Origin of the sequence: Streptomyces misionensis (assembly GCF_900104815.1) — a bacterium.
GTDB classification, from domain to species: domain Bacteria; phylum Actinomycetota; class Actinomycetes; order Streptomycetales; family Streptomycetaceae; genus Streptomyces; species Streptomyces misionensis.
On sequence record NZ_FNTD01000004.1, the window covers coordinates 5,620,107 to 5,636,638 of the forward strand.

The window sequence follows — 16,532 nt, forward strand, 5'->3', positions numbered from 1 at the left end:
GCGTGGCGGAGGGGGACGCGAGGTGACGTGTGCGGGCCCGGGTGCCGTGGGCGTTCCGGGTCCGGCGTCAGGCTGCCGTCGGGGCCGGTTCGGGGCGGTCGGAGGGGAGGGGGGACCGCGTGGCCACCGGGGGCTTCGGAAGGGCCAGGTACAGCGCCGCCGAGATCACGATCGTGGCCACCCAGCCCAGGCCGTACTCGCCGATGACGTTGTTCTTCGCCAGCGGCCCGGTGAACCAGTCCGAGGTGGTGAACAGCAGGCCCCCGACCAGACCGATCGCCCAGGAAGCCACGGCGGCGGGGGAGAAGCCGCCCTTGTACCAGTAGGCGCTGGCACGGCTCGTGTCGGCCATCGCCCGGCCGTCGTACTCCGTACGGCGCAGCATGTCCGCGCCGAACACGCCGACCCACGCCGAGAACGCGACCGCCAGCAGCGACAGGAAGGCGATGAAGGAGCCCATGAAGCTCGTCGCCACCAGCATCAGCACCCCGCCGAACACCAGCGAGATCACGGCGTTGACCGACACCGCCCAGTGCCGCGGCACCTTGAACCCGAGGGTCTGGGCGGTGAAGCCCGCCGAGTACATCGACATCGAGTTGATCAGCAGCATGCCCACGAGCGCGATGAACAGGTACGGCACCGCGATCCACGTCGGCAGGATCTTGCCGAGGAAGGACACCGGGTCGGCGGCCGAGGCCAGGTCCGGCGTGGACACCGCCATCACCGCGCCCATCAGCACCATCGGCAGCACGACCACACCGGCGCCGCCGACCGCCGTGCCCACGATCGCCTTCGAGGAGGCCGTGCGCGGCAGGTAGCGGGTGAAGTCCGGCGCGGTCGGGATCCAGCTGACGCCGCCGGCCGCGATCATGCCGATGCCGGTGATCACCGAGGCCGTCGAACCGGCGCTGTGGTGCGCGACCCGCGCCCAGTCCGTCTTCACCGCCAGGTACACCAGCACCAGCACCGAGAAGACGCCGAAGAAATACGTGGCGTACTTGTTGCACTTCTGCACGGCGTTGATGCCGAGCCCCGAGATCGCGAACGTCGCCACGACGAACGCCAGCAGCGTCACCATGTCCAGCACGCTGTTCGCCTTGATGCCGAACAGGATGTCGAGAATGGTGAGCATGGCGTAGGCGCCGGTCACCGCGTTGATCGTCTCCCAGCCCCAGCGCGCCACCCAGATCAGCGACCCCGGCAGCAGATTGCCCCGCTGCCCGAACACCGCGCGCGACAGCGCCATGCCCGGCGCCCCGCCCCGCTTGCCGGCGATGCCGATCAGACCGACGAGACCGTACGACACGACGGGCGCCGCCACCGCGACGACCAGCGCCTGCCAGATGTTCAGGTGGTACGCCACGACGAGGCTCGCGCCCATCGTCAGCAGCAGCACGCTGATGTTGGCGCCGACCCAGGTGGGAAACAGCTCACGGGTCCGGCCGGTCCGCTCGTGATCGGGGACCTGCTCGATGCCACGGGTCTCGAGAGCGCCTTCGGTCTCGACGGTTTTGCTCATGGGGGAGGGCCTACACAAGTGGGGGAAGTGGGACGCTCGGACTCTACGCGCGTCAACGGAACCTGGACCATCGTACTTTGCTCCGACTCCTCGCTTTACGTGGCGTTTGTCTCTCGGAGGAAGTCACAAGCCCGGTGACGGAGTACCCCATGGCCGATACTGGACGCGTTATGGAAACCGTCATCCTTGCTGTAGTCATCGCCGTGGTCGTGCTCGGCGCGCTCGGCGGGCTGATCGTGGGCACCCGACGCCGGAAGTCGCTGCCCCCGCCGCCCCCGAAGGCGCCCGACATCACCGCGCCCCCGGCCGAGCCGCACGTCGGCGAAGAGGCCGAGACGCCGCGCGACGAACCGCGCCGGACGATCGAGGAGGTGGATCTCCCGGGCGGCCCGCCGGTCGTCGTAGAAGAGCCTCCCGCCCCCGTCGAGGCTCCCGAGATCGAGATCCCGGAGCCCACCGCGGGCCGGCTGGTCCGGCTCCGCACCCGCCTGTCCCGCTCCCAGAACGCCCTCGGCAAGGGACTGCTCACGCTGCTGTCGCGCGAGCACCTGGACGAGGACACCTGGGAGGAGATCGAGGACACCCTGCTCACCGCCGACGTCGGTGTGCAGCCCACCCAGGAACTGGTCGAGGGCCTGCGCCGGCGCGTCAAGGTCCTCGGCACCCGCACCCCCGCGGAGCTGCGCGGCCTGCTCCGCGAGGAGCTGCTCAAGCTGGTCGGCACCGATGCCGACCGCACCGTGAAGACCGAGCCCGCCGACCGCAAGCCCGGCATCGTGATGGTCGTCGGGGTCAACGGCACCGGCAAGACCACCACCACCGGCAAGCTCGCCCGCGTCCTGGTCGCCGACGGCCGCAGCGTGGTGCTGGGCGCCGCCGACACCTTCCGGGCCGCCGCCGCCGACCAGCTCCAGACCTGGGGCGAGCGGGTCGGCGCCTACACCGTGCGCGGTCCGGAGGGCGGCGACCCCGCCTCCGTGGCCTTCGACGCGGTCAAGGAAGGCAAGGAGATGGGGGTCGACGTCGTCCTCATCGACACCGCCGGGCGACTGCACACCAAGACCGGCCTGATGGACGAGCTGGGCAAGGTCAAGCGCGTGGTCGAGAAGCACGCGCCGCTGGACGAGGTGCTGCTGGTCCTGGACGCCACCACCGGCCAGAACGGTCTGGTGCAGGCCCGGGTGTTCGCCGAGGTCGTGGACATCACCGGCATCGTGCTGACCAAGCTGGACGGCACCGCCAAGGGCGGCATCGTGGTGGCGGTCCAGCGCGAGCTGGGCGTCCCGGTCAAGCTGATCGGTCTCGGCGAGGGCGCGGACGACCTGGCGCCGTTCGAGCCGGAGGCGTTCGTGGACGCGCTGATCGGAGACTGACCGTAGCCGCGTTATCACCCTTCATGAAGAAGTGCCCGCCCTCAAGGTGCAGTCGAGGACGGGCACTTCGCTTTTCCGGCGCCGCGGGCGCGCTCAGTCCCGCGCACGCGAGCGGTGTGCCACGTACGCCAGCGTGCCCAGCAGCAGCCGGGCCGCCGGGGGGCGGGTCGCGCGGTCCAGCGCGGGCGGGCGCAGCCAGCGCACCGGGCCCAGGCCGCCCCGGTCGGAGGGCGGCGCGGTGATGAACGTACCGGGGCCGAGGCCGCGCAGGTCCAGGGCGCGCGGGTCGTCCCAGCCCATGCGGTAGAGCAGCCGGGGCAGCTCGGCGGCGGCGCCGGCCGCCACGAAGAAGTGGGCGCGCCCCTCGGGGGTGACGGCCACCGGACCGAGCGGCAGGCCCATCCGCTCCAGCCGGGCCAGGGCCCGGCGCCCGGCCTGCTCGCAGACCTCCACGACGTCGAAGGCGCGGCCCACCGGCAGCAGTACCGAGGCCCCCGGGAACTCCGCCCAGGCCTTGGTCACCTCGTCCAGGGTGGCGCCGGCCGGTACCTCGGGCGCGAACTCCAGCGGATGCGCGCCCGGCTCCGGACACCCGGGGCGCCCGCAGGAGCAGACGCCCGCCGCGGCCCTCGCCCCCGGCACCACGTCCCAGCCCCACAGGCCGGTGAACTCGGCGACGGTGGTGCACTCCGCGGCCCGGCCACGCCGACGCGCGCCGGAGCGGATCTCGCGAATGCCGCCGATCGTGAAGCCCATGCCCCCTCCAACGGGTCCGGCGCGCCGGTGGTTACGACACGGAACGAGACGGAAGCGGAACGTAACGCTACGGCTCCGCCTTCCCTCCGGGTCAGGGGGCCAAGGTGGCGCCTTGAAGCGTGTCGGGTGGTGCATCGGAATGCATGCGCCCCTGCGTGCACCACTCCGCCCACTTCCGTTCGTCCTATGTCAAGTGAATCGTGTGTGGCGGGCCGTGAGTTCACTTGAAGGGGTGGCGAATGGTGGCGTTTCTGTGATCCCCGTGGCCCAGCCGGTGATCGTGGGATTACTGTGAGTACGCAGAAGCCTCGGGCACATGCGTCCGTGGGTATGCCGGAGGCATTTCGGCAGCCCGTTCGAAGGGTGAGAACCGCGAGACGGCGAACCGTATTTACCGGCATTCTGATAAGGCTTGGCGCACTCAGGCGACAAGAGGTCTCGGGAATGGGGGCGTTCCAGTGGGCGGCAACGGCGGTAGTGGGACGAACGCTGACAAGCGCCCCAATGAGCTGCTCGGCTCGTGGTTCGTGCGCAGCGGCTGGTCCAAGGGCGAGCTGGCCCGCCAAGTGAACCGCAGGGCCCGCCAGTTGGGTGCCAACCACATCTCCACCGACACCTCCCGCGTGCGTCGCTGGCTGGACGGCGAGAACCCGCGCGAGCCGATCCCGCGCATCCTCTCCGAGCTGTTCTCCGAGCGCTTCGGCTGCGTGGTCTCCATCGAGGACCTGGGCCTGCGCGCCGCCCGTCCCTCGCCCTCCACGTCCAGCGTCGACCTGCCCTGGACCGGCCCGCAGACCGTCGCCCTGCTCGGCGAGTTCTCCCGCAGCGACCTGATGCTCGCCCGGCGCGGCTTCCTCGGCAGCTCCCTGGCCCTGTCCGCGGGCCCCTCCCTGATCGAGCCGATGCAGCGCTGGCTGGTGCCCACCCCCGGCGCCCCCGCCGTGCCCGAGCCCGACTCCCCGCTCGACTCCCGCAGGCCCGGCCGCCTGTCCAAGCCGGAACTGGAACTGCTGGAGTCGACCACCCGGATGTTCCGCCAGTGGGACGCCCAGTGCGGTGGCGGCCTGCGCCGCAAGGCCGTCGTCGGCCAGCTGCACGAGGTCACCGACCTGCTCCAGGAGCCCCAGCCCGGGGCCACCACCCGCAAGCTCTTCAAGGTCGCCGCCGAGCTGGCGGAACTGGCCGGCTGGATGTCGTACGACGTCGGCCTCCAGCCCACCGCGCAGAAGTACTTCGTCCTCGCCCTGCACGCCGCCAAGGAGGCGGGCGACCGGCCGCTCGGCTCGTACATCCTCTCCAGCATGAGCCGCCAGATGATCCACCTGGGCCGGCCCGACGACGCCCTGGAGCTGATCCACCTCGCCCAGTACGGCAGCCGCGACTGCGCGAGCCCGCGCACCCAGGCGATGCTGTATGCGATGGAGGCCCGCGCCTACGCCAACATGGGCCAGCCCGGCCGCACCAAGCGCGCGGTCCGGATGGCCGAGGACACCTTCGCCGACGCCGAGGAGTGGGACGAGCCGGACCCCGACTGGATCCGCTTCTTCTCCGAGGCCGAGCTGTACGCGGAGAACTCCCACTCCTTCCGCGACCTCGCCTATGTCGCCGGCCGCAGCCCCACCTACGCCTCCCTCGCCGAGCCGCTGATGCGGCGGGCGGTGGAGCTGTTCGCCAAGGACGGCGAGCACCAGCGGTCGTACGCGCTCAACCTGATCGGCATGGCCACCGTGCACCTGCTCCAGGGCGAGCCCGAGGCCGGTACGGAGTACGCCTCGCGGGCCATGACCGTGGCCAAGAAGGTCCGCTCCGAACGGGTGAACAACCGTATCCGAAAGACGGTCGACACGGCCGTGCGCGACCACGGCGACCTCGCCGCCGTGGTCGACCTGACCGAACAGCTGGCCGTCGACCTCCCGGACGCCGAGGCCGTCTGACCCCGGCGGCCCCCCGAACCCCGGCCGCGGCCGGACCTCCCGAACCGCCCGACTCGGCTCCCCCAACGCCAGGTCATCGAGAGGTCCGCGCCGCGGCCGGCCTGTGGGCGCCGGGGCCACCGCGTCCACGTCCGCCGCCGGCCCGTCGACGCCCGGCGCCGCCGCGACCACGCCCGGTGACCCGGACCCGCCCTTCACCCACGCGTAACACACAGGACGCCTTCGTCACCCCCGTGAAACACCGAGGCGCTCCCGTCGAAACCGCGCTGCGTCAGTCTCTGGCGCATAACCGGCCCACCCCTCGCCCGACCGGAGCGCGGCGGCACCACCCGCGCGGGCCGACCCATACGACGAGGAGACGCCGATGGCCCCAGCCATCATGCTCGCGGCGGACGCCCCCAAGCTGTCGGCCGCCAACACCGGCTTCATGCTCATCGCATCCGCCCTGGTCCTGCTCATGACCCCGGGCCTCGCCTTCTTCTACGGCGGCATGGTGCGCGTCAAGAGCACCCTGAACATGCTGATGATGAGCTTCATCAGCATGGGTGCCGTCACCATCCTGTGGGTGCTCTACGGCTTCTCGATGAGCTTCGGCACGGACCACGGCTCGCTGATCGGCTGGTCCTCCGGCTTCGTCGGCTGGACCGGCATAGGCAAGACCGACCTGTGGCCGGGCTACACCATCCCGGTCTTCGTCTTCGCCGTGTTCCAGATGATGTTCGCGATCATCACACCGGCCCTGATCAGCGGCGCCCTCGCCGACCGGGTGCGGTTCAGCGCCTGGACGGTCTTCCTCGTGCTGTGGGTCACCCTCGTCTACTTCCCGGTGGCCCACTGGGTCTGGGGCACCGGCGGCTGGGCCTACAAGCTCGGCGTGATCGACTTCGCCGGCGGCACGGCGGTGCACATCAACGCCGGTGCCGCGGCCCTCGGCGTCATCCTCGTCATCGGCAAGCGCGTCGGCTTCAAGAAGGACCCGATGCGCCCGCACAGCCTGCCGCTGGTCATGCTCGGCGCCGGCCTGCTGTGGTTCGGCTGGTTCGGCTTCAACGCCGGGTCCTGGCTCGGCAACGACGACGGCGTCGGCCCGCTGATGTTCGTCAACACCCAGATCGCCACCGCCGCCGCCATGCTCGCCTGGCTCGGCTACGAGAAGGTCCGGCACGGCGCCTGCACCTCCCTCGGCGCGGCCTCCGGCGCGGTCGCGGGCCTCGTCGCCATCACCCCCTCCGGCGGCGCGGTCACCCCGCTCGGCGCGATCGCCGTCGGCGCCATCGCCGGTGTCGCCTGCGCCGCGGCGGTCGGACTGAAGTTCCGCTTCGGCTACGACGACTCCCTGGACGTCGTCGGCGTCCACATGGTCGGCGGCATCATCGGCTCCCTGCTGGTCGGCTTCTTCGCCAGCGGCAAGGGCCAGTCCACCGCCACCGGCGTCTTCTACGGCGACCACTCCTTCACCCAGCTGTGGAAGCAGTGCGCCGGTGTCGGCGGAGTGCTCGCCTACTCTCTGATCGTCTCCGCCGTCCTCGCCTTCCTCCTCGACAAGACCCTCGGCATGCGGGTCACCCAGGACGAGGAGGTCTCCGGCATCGACCGCGCCCAGCACGCCGAGACCGCCTACGACTTCAGCGGCGCCGGCGGCGGCGTCCTCGGCTCCGCCGTCCCGGCCGGCGCGGGGAGCGGGAAGCAGACCGACAACCGGGCCGGGCAGCAGACCGGCAAGCAGACCAGGAAGGTGGACGCATGAAGCTCATCACGGCCGTCGTCAAGCCCCACCGGCTCGACGAGATCAAGGAGGCCCTCCAGGCCTTCGGCGTCCACGGGCTGACGATCACCGAGGCCAGCGGCTACGGGCGGCAGCGGGGCCACACCGAGGTCTACCGCGGGGCGGAGTACACCGTCGACCTGGTGCCCAAGATCCGCATCGAGGTGCTGACCGAGGACGACGACGCCGAACAGCTGATCGAGACCCTCGTCAAGGCGGCCCGCACCGGCAAGATCGGCGACGGCAAGGTCTGGTCGGTTCCGGTCGAGACCGCCGTACGGGTGCGCACCGGCGAGCGCGGCCCGGACGCGCTCTGAGACGGCGGCGGGCCAGGGAAACGGGAGGCGCTGTGACGGGTGACGAGATGCGGACACGGGCCGAGGACACCGGACCCGGCGGCTACGCGGCGGCACGAGTGCGCCTCCTCACCGAGGGGGCGCGCCCCGGGCCCGCGCGCCGCGCCGCCCTCGCCGGACTGACCGACGACTGGCTCGCCGCCCTCTTCACCGGCGGGGCCGGCCGGGCCCGGGGCGTCAGCCTCGTCGCCGTCGGCGGCTACGGCCGCGGCGAGCTGTCCCCGCGCAGCGACCTCGACCTCCTGCTGCTGCACGACGGCTCCGACGCGGCCGCGGTCGCGGCCCTCGCCGACCACCTCTGGTACCCGGTCTGGGACCTCGGCCTCGCCCTCGACCACTCCGTGCGCACCCTCGCCGAGGCCCGCCGGACGGCCGGCGAGGACCTGAAGGTCCAGCTCGGCCTGCTGGACGCCCGACACCTCGCCGGCGATCCCGCCCTGACCGCCGCTCTGCGCACCGCCGTCCTCGCCGACTGGCGCGACCAGGCCCCACGGCGCCTGCCCGAACTCCGGGAGCTGTGCGACGAACGGGCCGAGCGGCACGGCGAGTTGAGGTACCTCCTGGAACCCGACCTCAAGGAGGCCAGGGGCGGACTGCGCGACGCCACCGCGCTGCGCGCCGTCGCCGCCTCCTGGCTCGCCGACGCCCCGCGCGAGGGCCTGGCCGAGGCCCGACGGAGCCTGCTCGACGTGCGCGACGCGCTCCACCTGGCCACCGGCCGCGCCACCGACCGGCTCGCGCTCCAGGAACAGGACGAGGTCGCCGCCGGGCTGGGCCTGCTCGACGCGGACACCCTGCTGCGGCAGGTCTACGAGGCCGCGCGGGTCGTCTCGTACGCCGGTGACGTCACCTGGCGTGAAGTGGGGCGCGTGCTGCGTTCGCGCGCCGTCCGCCCGCGCCTGCGCGCCATGCTGGGCGGAAAGCCGGCCGCCGAGCGCTCCCCGCTGGCCGAGGGCGTGGTCGAACAGGACGGCGAGGTGGTGCTCGCCCGTGCCGCGCGCCCCGAACGCGACCCCGTGCTCCCGCTGCGCGCCGCGGCCGCCGCCGCCCAGGCCGGCCTCCCGCTCTCCCCGCACGCCGTACGGCGCCTGGCCACCGCCCGCCCCCTGCCCACGCCCTGGCCCGCCGAGGCCCGCGAGCTGCTGGTCACCCTGCTCGGCTCCGGCCGCCCCACCGTCGACGTCTGGGAGGCACTGGAGGCGGAGGGCCTGATCAGCAGGCTGCTGCCGGACTGGGAACGGGTCCGCTGCCGCCCCCAGCGCAACGCCGTCCACGTCTGGACCGTCGACCGCCACCTGATCGAGACCGCCGTCCGCGCCGCCGCGCTCACCCGGCACGTCGGCCGCCCCGACCTGCTCCTGGTCGCCGCCCTGCTGCACGACATGGGCAAGGGCTGGCCCGGCGACCACTCGGTGGCCGGCGAGATCATCGCCAAGGACGTGGCCGCCCGGATCGGCTTCGACCCCGCCGACGCCGCCGTACTGGCCACGCTGGTCCGTCACCACCTCCTGCTGGTCGACACCGCCACCCGCCGTGACCTGGACGATCCCGCCACCGTCCGCTCGGTCGCCGAGGCGGTCGGCAGCCAGGCCACCCTGGAGCTGCTGGCCGCCCTCACCGAGGCGGACGCCCTCGCCACCGGACCGGCCGCCTGGTCCGCCTGGCGCGGCTCCCTGGTCGCCGACCTGGCCCGCCGCGTCGCCGCCCTGCTCGCCGGCGACGTACCGGACGAGCCCGCGCCCGCCGCCCCCACCGCCGAACAGGAACGGCTGGCCGTCGAGGCATTCCGCACCGGCGGCCCGGTCCTCGCCCTGCGCGCCCGCACCGAGCCGCTCCCCGCCGAGGAACCGCCCGGCGCGCCCGAGCCGCTCGGCGTCGAGCTGCTCATCGCCGTACCCGACCAGGCCGCGGTGCTGCCCGCGGTCGCCGGGGTGCTCGCCGTGCACCGGCTCACCGTGCGCACCGCCGAGCTGCGCACCCTGCGCCTGCCCGAAGGGGTGGGCGACGACGAGGGCGACGGCGCGGTGCTGCTGCTCGACTGGCGGGTGGCCGCCGAGTACGGCTCGCTGCCCGAGGCGACCCGCCTGCGCGCCGACCTCGTCCGCGCCCTCGACGGCTCCCTGGACATCGCCGGCCGCCTCGCCGAACGGGACGCCGCCTATCCGCGGCGCCGCGGCCCCGCGGCCCCGCCGCCCCGGGTCGGCGTGGCCCCCGCCGCCTCCCACCACGCCACCGTGATCGAGGTCCGCGCCCAGGACGCCCCCGGCCTGCTGCACCGCATCGGCACCGCCCTGGAGAAGGCGGGCGTGCGCGTGCGCAGCATGCACGTGAGCACCCTGGGCGCCAACGCGGTCGACGCCTTCTACGTCACGACGGGCACGGGGGAGCCGCTGCCGGAGGCGGACGCGCGGACGGTCGCGCGGGGGCTGGAGGAGGCACTGCGCCCGGGGTGACGCACGCCGAATGCGGCGGGCGGGGACTGATGCCCCGCCGGGCCGGATACCCTGGAGGGCAGCCCAGACCACTCCGACCCCGAGGACCGACGCCACCGTGTTCGATACCCTCTCCGACCGCCTCAGCGCGACTTTCAAAAACCTCCGCGGCAAGGGCAGGTTGTCCGAGGCGGACATCGACGCCACGGCACGCGAGATCCGCATCGCGCTCCTCGAAGCGGACGTGGCCCTTCCTGTCGTGCGCACGTTCATCAAGAACGTCAAGGAGCGCGCGCTCGGCGCCGAGGTCTCCAAGGCGCTGAACCCCGCCCAGCAGGTCCTGAAGATCGTCAACGACGAGCTCGTGACCATCCTCGGCGGCGAGACCCGGCGCCTGCGCTTCGCCAAGCAGCCGCCCACCGTGATCATGCTCGCGGGTCTCCAGGGTGCCGGTAAGACCACCCTCGCGGGCAAGCTCGGCCGCTGGCTCAAGGAGCAGGGCCACTCCCCGCTCCTGGTCGCCTGTGACCTCCAGCGCCCCAACGCGGTCAACCAGCTCAGCGTCGTCGCCGAGCGCGCGGGCGTGGCCGTCTACGCCCCGGAGCCGGGCAACGGCGTCGGCGACCCGGTGAAGGTCGCCAAGGACTCCATCGAGTTCGCGAAGTCCAAGGTCCACGACATCGTGATCGTGGACACCGCCGGCCGTCTCGGCATCGACCAGGAGATGATGCAGCAGGCCGCGGACATCCGCGACGCCGTCTCCCCGGACGAGATCCTCTTCGTCGTCGACGCGATGATCGGTCAGGACGCGGTCAACACCGCCGAGGCCTTCCGCGACGGCGTCGGCTTCGACGGCGTGGTGCTGTCCAAGCTCGACGGCGACGCCCGCGGTGGTGCCGCCCTGTCGATCCGGCAGATCACCGGCAAGCCGATCATGTTCGCGTCGAACGGCGAGAAGCTGGACGACTTCGACGCGTTCCACCCGGACCGGATGGCCTCCCGCATCCTCGACATGGGTGACCTGCTCACCCTGATCGAGCAGGCGGAGAAGACCTTCAGCCAGGAAGAGGCCGCCAAGATGGCCTCGAAGCTGGCGTCCAAGAAGGGCCAGGACTTCACCCTGGACGACTTCCTGGCCCAGATGGAGCAGGTCCGCAAGATGGGCTCCATCTCCAAGCTGCTCGGCATGCTCCCGGGCATGGGCCAGATCAAGGAGCAGATCCAGAACATCGACGAGCGCGACGTGGACCGCACCGCCGCGATCATCAAGTCGATGACCCCGGGCGAGCGCCAGGACCCGACGATCATCAACGGCTCCCGCCGCGCCCGTATCGCCAAGGGTTCCGGCGTCGAGGTCAGCGCGGTGAAGAACCTGGTCGAGCGGTTCTTCGAGGCCCGCAAGATGATGTCCCGGATGGCCCAGGGCGGCGGCATGCCGGGCATGCCGGGCATCCCGGGCATGGGCGGCGGCCCCGGCCGGCAGAAGAAGCAGCAGAAGAAGGCCAAGGGCAAGCAGCGCTCCGGCAACCCGATGAAGCGCAAGCAGCAGGAGCTGGAGGAGGCCCAGCGCCGCGAGGCCGCCGCGCAGGGCGGGAACGCGTTCGGGCTGCCCCAGCAGGGCGGCCAGGAGTTCGAGCTGCCGGACGAGTTCAAGAAGTTCATGGGCTGACGGCCGTACGACCCCGAAGGGCGCCTCCTCGCACGAGGGGGCGCCCTTCAGCGTGTGCCGCGCCCGGCTATCTGCCGTAACGTCCCTGTATGAGCAATGCGGCGCCCCCGCGCAAGGACCCGGAGCAGCCGTGGCGCGCCGAGGGCACCCCCGAGGGACCCCGGCGCTCCGGCGGCCCCGGACTCCGGGGCGGCAAGTGGTGGGGACTGCTGGTCACCGCGGTGATCGTCTTCCTGCTGGCCTGGGTGGGGCTGAACTACCTCGGCCAGGGCAACCAGCCGACGATCTCCTACACCGAGTTCAGCAGACAGGTCTCCGAGGGCAATGTCGCCACGATCTACTCCAAGGGCGACGCCATCCAGGGACAGCTGAAGAGCGCCCGGAACAACCCCGAGGGCGGCGGCCGGTACACCCGCTTCAAGACCCAGCGCCCGGCGTTCGCGGACGACCGGCTGTGGCAGAACCTCAGCAGCCACGGCGTCACGGTGACCGCGCGGCCGGTGGTCCAGGAGCGCAGCTTCCTGTCCAACCTGCTGCTCTCCCTGATCCCGATCCTGATCCTGGTCGCCGTGTGGGTCTTCTTCGCCCGGCGGCTCGGCGGGGCGCTGTCCGGGGGCGCGGGCGGTCTGTTCGGCCGCCGGGCGCCGCCCCGGCCGGTCGGCCCGGCACCGGGCACCGAGCGCACCACCTTCGCCGACGTGGCCGGCATCGACGAGGTCAAGGGCGAGCTGGACGACGTCGTCGACTTCCTGGAGCACCCGGACGCCTACCGCCGGATGGGCGCCAAGCTGCCGCGCGGAGTGCTGCTCGCGGGCCCGCCCGGCACCGGGAAGACCCTGCTCGCACGGGCGGTGGCGGGGGAGGCCGGGGTGCCGTTCTTCTCCGCGTCGGCGTCGGAGTTCATCGAGATGATCGTCGGCGTGGGCGCGTCCCGGGTGCGGGAGCTGTTCGCCGAGGCCCGCAAGGTGGCGCCCTCCATCATCTTCATCGACGAGATCGACACCATCGGCCGGGCACGCAGCGGCAGCACGGCGATGAGCGGTCACGACGAGCGGGAGCAGACGCTCAACCAGATCCTCACCGAGATGGACGGCTTCTCCGGCTCGGAGGGCGTGATCGTCATCGCGGCGACCAACCGCGCGGACATCCTGGACCCGGCGCTGACCCGTCCGGGCCGCTTCGACCGGGTGGTCAGCGTGGCCCCGCCGGACCGCTCGGGCCGGGAGGCGATCCTGCGCATCCACACCCGGGACGTGCCGCTCGCCCCGGACGTCGACCTGGCCCGGCTGGCGCGGACGACCCCCGGGATGACCGGCGCGGACCTGGCGAACCTCGCCAACGAGGCGGCGCTGCTCGCGGTCAAGCGCAAGCAGGACCGGGTGACCGCCGCCGACCTGTCCGAGGCGCTGGAGAAGGTCCAGCTGGGCGCCGAGCGCACGCTGGTGATGCCGGAGGAGGACCGGCGCCGTACGGCGTACCACGAGAGCGGCCACGCGCTGCTCGGCATGCTGCAACCGGGCGCGGACCCGGTCCGCAAGATCACCATCGTGCCGCGCGGCCGGGCGCTCGGGGTGACGATGTCCACGCCGGAGGTTGAGCGGTACGCGCACTCCGAGGAGTACCTGCGGGGCCGGATCATCGGCGCGCTGGGCGGCATGGCCGCCGAGGAGGTCGTCTACGGCGTGGTCACCACGGGCGCGGAGAGCGACCTGGAGCAGGTCACGAACATCGCGCGCGGCATGGTGGCCCGCTGGGGCATGAGCGAGCGCGTCGGCCGGCTGTCGGCCCTGCCGAGCGACGCCCAGCAGGCCTACGGGCTGGCCGCCGCCCCGCAGACCCTGGACGTCATCGACGCCGAGATGCGCCGGATCGTGGACGAGTGCTACGACGAGGCGCGCCGCAAACTCCGCGACCACCGCGGGCAGTTGGACGCGCTGGCGGGGGCGCTGCTGGAGCACGAGACGCTGGAGGAGGCGGACGCGTACCGGATCGCGGGCGTCACCCGGCCGGCCAAGGAGACCGAAGAACCCCGGTGACCGGGGGCCTCAGGGCACGCGGGCGATCAGATAGCGGAAGACGTTGGGCATCCAGACGGTGCCGTCCGGGCGGCGGTAGGGGTGCAGGGCCTCGGCCAGCTCCTTGTCGACCTGTTCGGCGCCGGTCGCCCGGGCGGCCGCGTCGAACAGGCCCGTGGCGAGCAGCCCGCGGACCGCGCTGTCCGGGTCGGCGTACCCGAAGGGGCACGAGACCCGCCCGGAGCCGTCCGGCCGAAGCCCCGCCCGCCGGGCGGTCTCCTCCAGGTCGTCCCGGCCGGCCGGGCGCCAACCGTCCGCCCTGCGCAAAGGATCGGCCAGATTCGCCGCCACCCGCAGCACCGAGGAGGTGGCACAGCGTTCCGGCGGACCCCAGCCGGCCAGCACCACGGCGGCGCCCCGGGCGGCGAGCGGCAGCGCGTCGGCCAGCAGCCGGCCGGGCTCCTCGGAGCCGTCCGCGGGCCGGCGCAGGGGCTCGAAGAGGGTCACGAGGGTGAACGGGGCGTGCTCCGTCACGCGCGGCAGACGTGCGCAGAGCTGCGCCCGCGCGCCCGTGCCGTCGCGGTCGGCGGGCAGCAGCCGTTCGCGGGCGAGGGCGAGCAGCTCGGGGCAGGAGTCGACGCCGGTGACCGCGGCGCCGCGCGCCACGGCCGGCAGCAGGGCGAGCCCGGAGCCGCAGCGCAGGCCCAGCAGCCGGGTGGCCGGGCCGACGTCGAGCCGTTCGTGGACGGCCTCGTGGAGCGGTACGAGCATCCGCTCCTGGATCTCGGCCCAGTCCCGCGCTCGGGCGCTCGGGTTGTGCCGGGTGCCGGTGTCCGCGTGCGGCGGACGGTGCCGCACGAGCGAAGCTGTCATGGACAAGCGCTCCCATCCGCCGACGGTTCGCCGCTGTGCCGGATCGTGTGTGGCCCCCCGTGTCCGTGCGTGCGCACTTTCCACGTATGCCAGGTAACTGCGGCCGCGCGGCCCCGTCCAGGGGGCGTGGGGGATCGCTTGGGTGCACGGCACGGGTGTGGCGAGAATTCACATCCCGGCAACCCGGGTGGCCCTACGGTGTGCACGCCGGAGGACGGGCCGGTGCCGGGGAGTGCGGTCGCGCACGGTAACGTCGCGACCGTCACGGGCGCCGACCGAGGTGAGACGTGGCGTCAAGAGCGGCCGAATCGCCCCTTGCGCATCCGTCGACCATCGCCGCGACAGGGCGTACTGGGCGGATCGTAGTGCCGTCTACGCACCGGCTTGGGAGGAGCTGTGAAGCTTCTCCGCAGATCAGCGCACCCGCCCTCGTCAGGACGCATCAGCGGCAACTGACGGGTACGTGCAAATTATTTGGGATGCCCCGGAATAGGAACACAGCGTGCCCTCCGCTCGTTGTCATTACGTGAGCACGACACAGACACCACCTGTTCTCGCCGCAGAGCTGGCACAGGCGTGGGCCGACATTCAGCGGTACCACCCCGAGCTGCCGGACCTTGCCGCGCCAGAGTCCTTGATCGGAGAGTCGTCGTCCGCGTGCGGGCACGAACTCTCCTTCGAACGGCTGCTCCATGAGGCAGTCCACGGCATCGCCGCCGCGCGCGGCGTCCGCGACACCTCCCGGGCCGGCCGCTACCACAACCGCCGGTTCCTCGCGATCGCCGAGGAGTTGGGCCTCGACCACCCGGAGGAGCCGCATCCCAGCAGCGGCTTCTCGCTGGTCACGCTCAACCCCGAGGCGAAGCGGCGCTACCGCCCGACCATCGAACGCCTCCAGCGCGCCCTGAAGGCGCACTCGGCGGCGACGACGGAGGACACCTCCCGCACCTTCCGGGGCCCGGCCGCCCGGCACGGCTCCTCGGGCGGAGGCGTCCGCGTCAAGGCCGTCTGCGACTGCGGTCGCAACGTCCGCGTGGTCCCCTCGGTCCTCGCCCAGGCCCCCATCGTCTGCGGCGGCTGCGGCAAACCCTTCCGCATCCCCGAGATCGCCGGCGCGGCCTGACCCCGTCGGTCCCGGCATCTCGTGGGTGCCGGACCCCACACCACGACCCCCTCCCGCGTCCCGTCGGCAGCCCCAGGCCGGCGGGGCGCGGGGCCATGCGCGCGTGCCCGGCCGGGGCCCACCCCCGCGGCCGGGAGCGACCCGCCGGGTATGGCACAATGGCTAGCTGTACTCGACAGCCGCACAGGACCCCTCTCTCCTCCGGCTGACGCGTCCATCGGGCACTCGGGTACCGCAACCCCACGCGGCAGTCTCGCCGTGCCCTACCACGTCAAATCCAGGAGAACCCACTCCCGTGGCAGTCAAGATCAAGCTGAAGCGTCTGGGCAAGATCCGTTCGCCTCACTACCGCATCGTCGTCGCCGACTCCCGTACCCGCCGTGACGGCCGGGCCATCGAGGAGATCGGCAAGTACCACCCGACCTACAACCCGTCGGTCATCGAGGTGGACGCCGAGCGTGTGGCGTACTGGCTCGGCGTCGGCGCCCAGCCGACCGAGCCCGTCCTCGCCATCCTGAAGAAGACCGGCGACTGGCAGAAGTTCAAGGGCGAGCCGGCTCCCGCGCCGCTGCTCGTCGCCGAGCCGAAGCCGGCCCGTCCGTCGTTCGAGGCCCTCGGCGGTGACGACGAGGCCAAGGGTGAGGCCATCACCCAGAAGAAGAAGGCTGAGAAGAAGGACGAGGCCGCGGCTGAGTCCGAGTCGACCGAGGCCTGAGC

12 protein-coding genes are annotated in these 16,532 nt (G+C 72.5%); 9 read left to right on the top strand and 3 right to left on the bottom strand.

What is annotated here, in order from left to right; genetic code table 11:
- Positions 1-67 precede the first annotated feature (67 nt).
- Positions 68-1,519, bottom strand: a complete 1,452-nt coding sequence (locus BLW85_RS27390) for a cytosine permease (RefSeq protein ID WP_070022302.1) — start codon at positions 1,517-1,519, stop codon at positions 68-70.
- Positions 1,520-1,689: 170 nt separating this feature from the next.
- On the opposite strand from BLW85_RS27390, the gene ftsY reads away from it, so the two are divergent.
- Complete coding sequence (ftsY, locus tag BLW85_RS27395) at positions 1,690-2,892, top strand: signal recognition particle-docking protein FtsY (protein WP_070022301.1); 1,203 nt, start codon at positions 1,690-1,692, stop codon at positions 2,890-2,892.
- A 93-nt stretch (positions 2,893-2,985) separates the two neighbouring features.
- On the opposite strand, the gene BLW85_RS27400 is transcribed toward ftsY, so the two are convergent.
- The gene (locus BLW85_RS27400; protein WP_074993482.1) at positions 2,986-3,648 is read right to left on the bottom strand and encodes a bifunctional DNA primase/polymerase; all 663 of its coding nucleotides are present in this window, start codon (positions 3,646-3,648) and stop codon (positions 2,986-2,988) included.
- Between the two features lie 458 nt (positions 3,649-4,106).
- On the opposite strand from BLW85_RS27400, the gene nsdA reads away from it, so the two are divergent.
- From nsdA to ftsH, 6 genes are all read left to right on the top strand, one after another.
- Positions 4,107-5,582 carry a transcriptional repressor NsdA gene (gene nsdA, locus BLW85_RS27405; protein ID WP_074993484.1) on the top strand — a complete coding sequence of 492 codons (1,476 nt, stop codon included), beginning with the start codon at positions 4,107-4,109 and terminating at the stop codon, positions 5,580-5,582.
- 364 nt (positions 5,583-5,946) lie between these two features.
- Positions 5,947-7,329 carry an ammonium transporter gene (locus tag BLW85_RS27410; RefSeq protein ID WP_074993487.1) on the top strand — a complete coding sequence of 461 codons (1,383 nt, stop codon included), beginning with the start codon at positions 5,947-5,949 and terminating at the stop codon, positions 7,327-7,329.
- Positions 7,326-7,664 (top strand): P-II family nitrogen regulator, encoded by a 339-nt coding sequence (locus BLW85_RS27415; RefSeq protein ID WP_070022297.1) that lies wholly within the window; start codon positions 7,326-7,328, stop codon positions 7,662-7,664. Before BLW85_RS27410 ends, BLW85_RS27415 begins: the two co-directional genes overlap by 4 nt.
- A 47-nt stretch (positions 7,665-7,711) precedes the next feature.
- Positions 7,712-10,156, top strand: a complete 2,445-nt coding sequence (locus tag BLW85_RS27420) for a [protein-PII] uridylyltransferase (protein WP_425275372.1) — start codon at positions 7,712-7,714, stop codon at positions 10,154-10,156.
- Between the two features lie 97 nt (positions 10,157-10,253).
- Positions 10,254-11,804 (top strand): signal recognition particle protein, encoded by a 1,551-nt coding sequence (gene ffh, locus BLW85_RS27425; protein WP_070022295.1) that lies wholly within the window; start codon positions 10,254-10,256, stop codon positions 11,802-11,804.
- An 89-nt stretch (positions 11,805-11,893) separates the two neighbouring features.
- Positions 11,894-13,840, top strand: coding sequence for an ATP-dependent zinc metalloprotease FtsH (gene ftsH, locus BLW85_RS27430; RefSeq protein WP_071828579.1), 1,947 nt, complete (start codon positions 11,894-11,896; stop codon positions 13,838-13,840).
- Between the two features lie 9 nt (positions 13,841-13,849).
- Here ftsH and BLW85_RS27435 read toward each other — a convergent pair whose 3' ends face one another.
- On the bottom strand, positions 13,850-14,692 hold the full coding sequence (locus BLW85_RS27435) for an SAM-dependent methyltransferase (protein ID WP_074993492.1): 843 nt from the start codon (positions 14,690-14,692) through the stop codon (positions 13,850-13,852).
- Positions 14,693-15,218: 526 nt separating this feature from the next.
- Here BLW85_RS27435 and BLW85_RS27440 point away from each other — a divergent pair.
- On the top strand, positions 15,219-15,815 hold the full coding sequence (locus BLW85_RS27440) for a hypothetical protein (protein ID WP_070022293.1): 597 nt from the start codon (positions 15,219-15,221) through the stop codon (positions 15,813-15,815).
- Between the two features lie 295 nt (positions 15,816-16,110).
- Positions 16,111-16,530: a 30S ribosomal protein S16 gene (rpsP, locus tag BLW85_RS27445; protein ID WP_070022292.1), complete on the top strand. Its 420-nt coding sequence runs from the start codon at positions 16,111-16,113 to the stop codon at positions 16,528-16,530.
- Positions 16,531-16,532: the final 2 nt, after the last annotated feature.

Bases quoted from the DNA above. Each gene is read 5' to 3' on its own strand.
- BLW85_RS27390 (WP_070022302.1), bottom strand. From the start codon at position 1,519: ATGAGCAAAACCGTCGAGACCGAAGGCGCTCTCGAGACCCGTGGCATC.
- ftsY (WP_070022301.1), top strand. From the start codon at position 1,690: ATGGAAACCGTCATCCTTGCTGTAGTCATCGCCGTGGTCGTGCTCGGC.
- BLW85_RS27400 (WP_074993482.1), bottom strand. From the start codon at position 3,648: ATGGGCTTCACGATCGGCGGCATTCGCGAGATCCGCTCCGGCGCGCGT.
- BLW85_RS27410 (WP_074993487.1), top strand. From the start codon at position 5,947: ATGGCCCCAGCCATCATGCTCGCGGCGGACGCCCCCAAGCTGTCGGCC.
- BLW85_RS27415 (WP_070022297.1), top strand. From the start codon at position 7,326: ATGAAGCTCATCACGGCCGTCGTCAAGCCCCACCGGCTCGACGAGATC.
- BLW85_RS27420 (WP_425275372.1), top strand. From the start codon at position 7,712: ATGCGGACACGGGCCGAGGACACCGGACCCGGCGGCTACGCGGCGGCA.
- ftsH (WP_071828579.1), top strand. From the start codon at position 11,894: ATGAGCAATGCGGCGCCCCCGCGCAAGGACCCGGAGCAGCCGTGGCGC.
- BLW85_RS27435 (WP_074993492.1), bottom strand. From the start codon at position 14,692: ATGACAGCTTCGCTCGTGCGGCACCGTCCGCCGCACGCGGACACCGGC.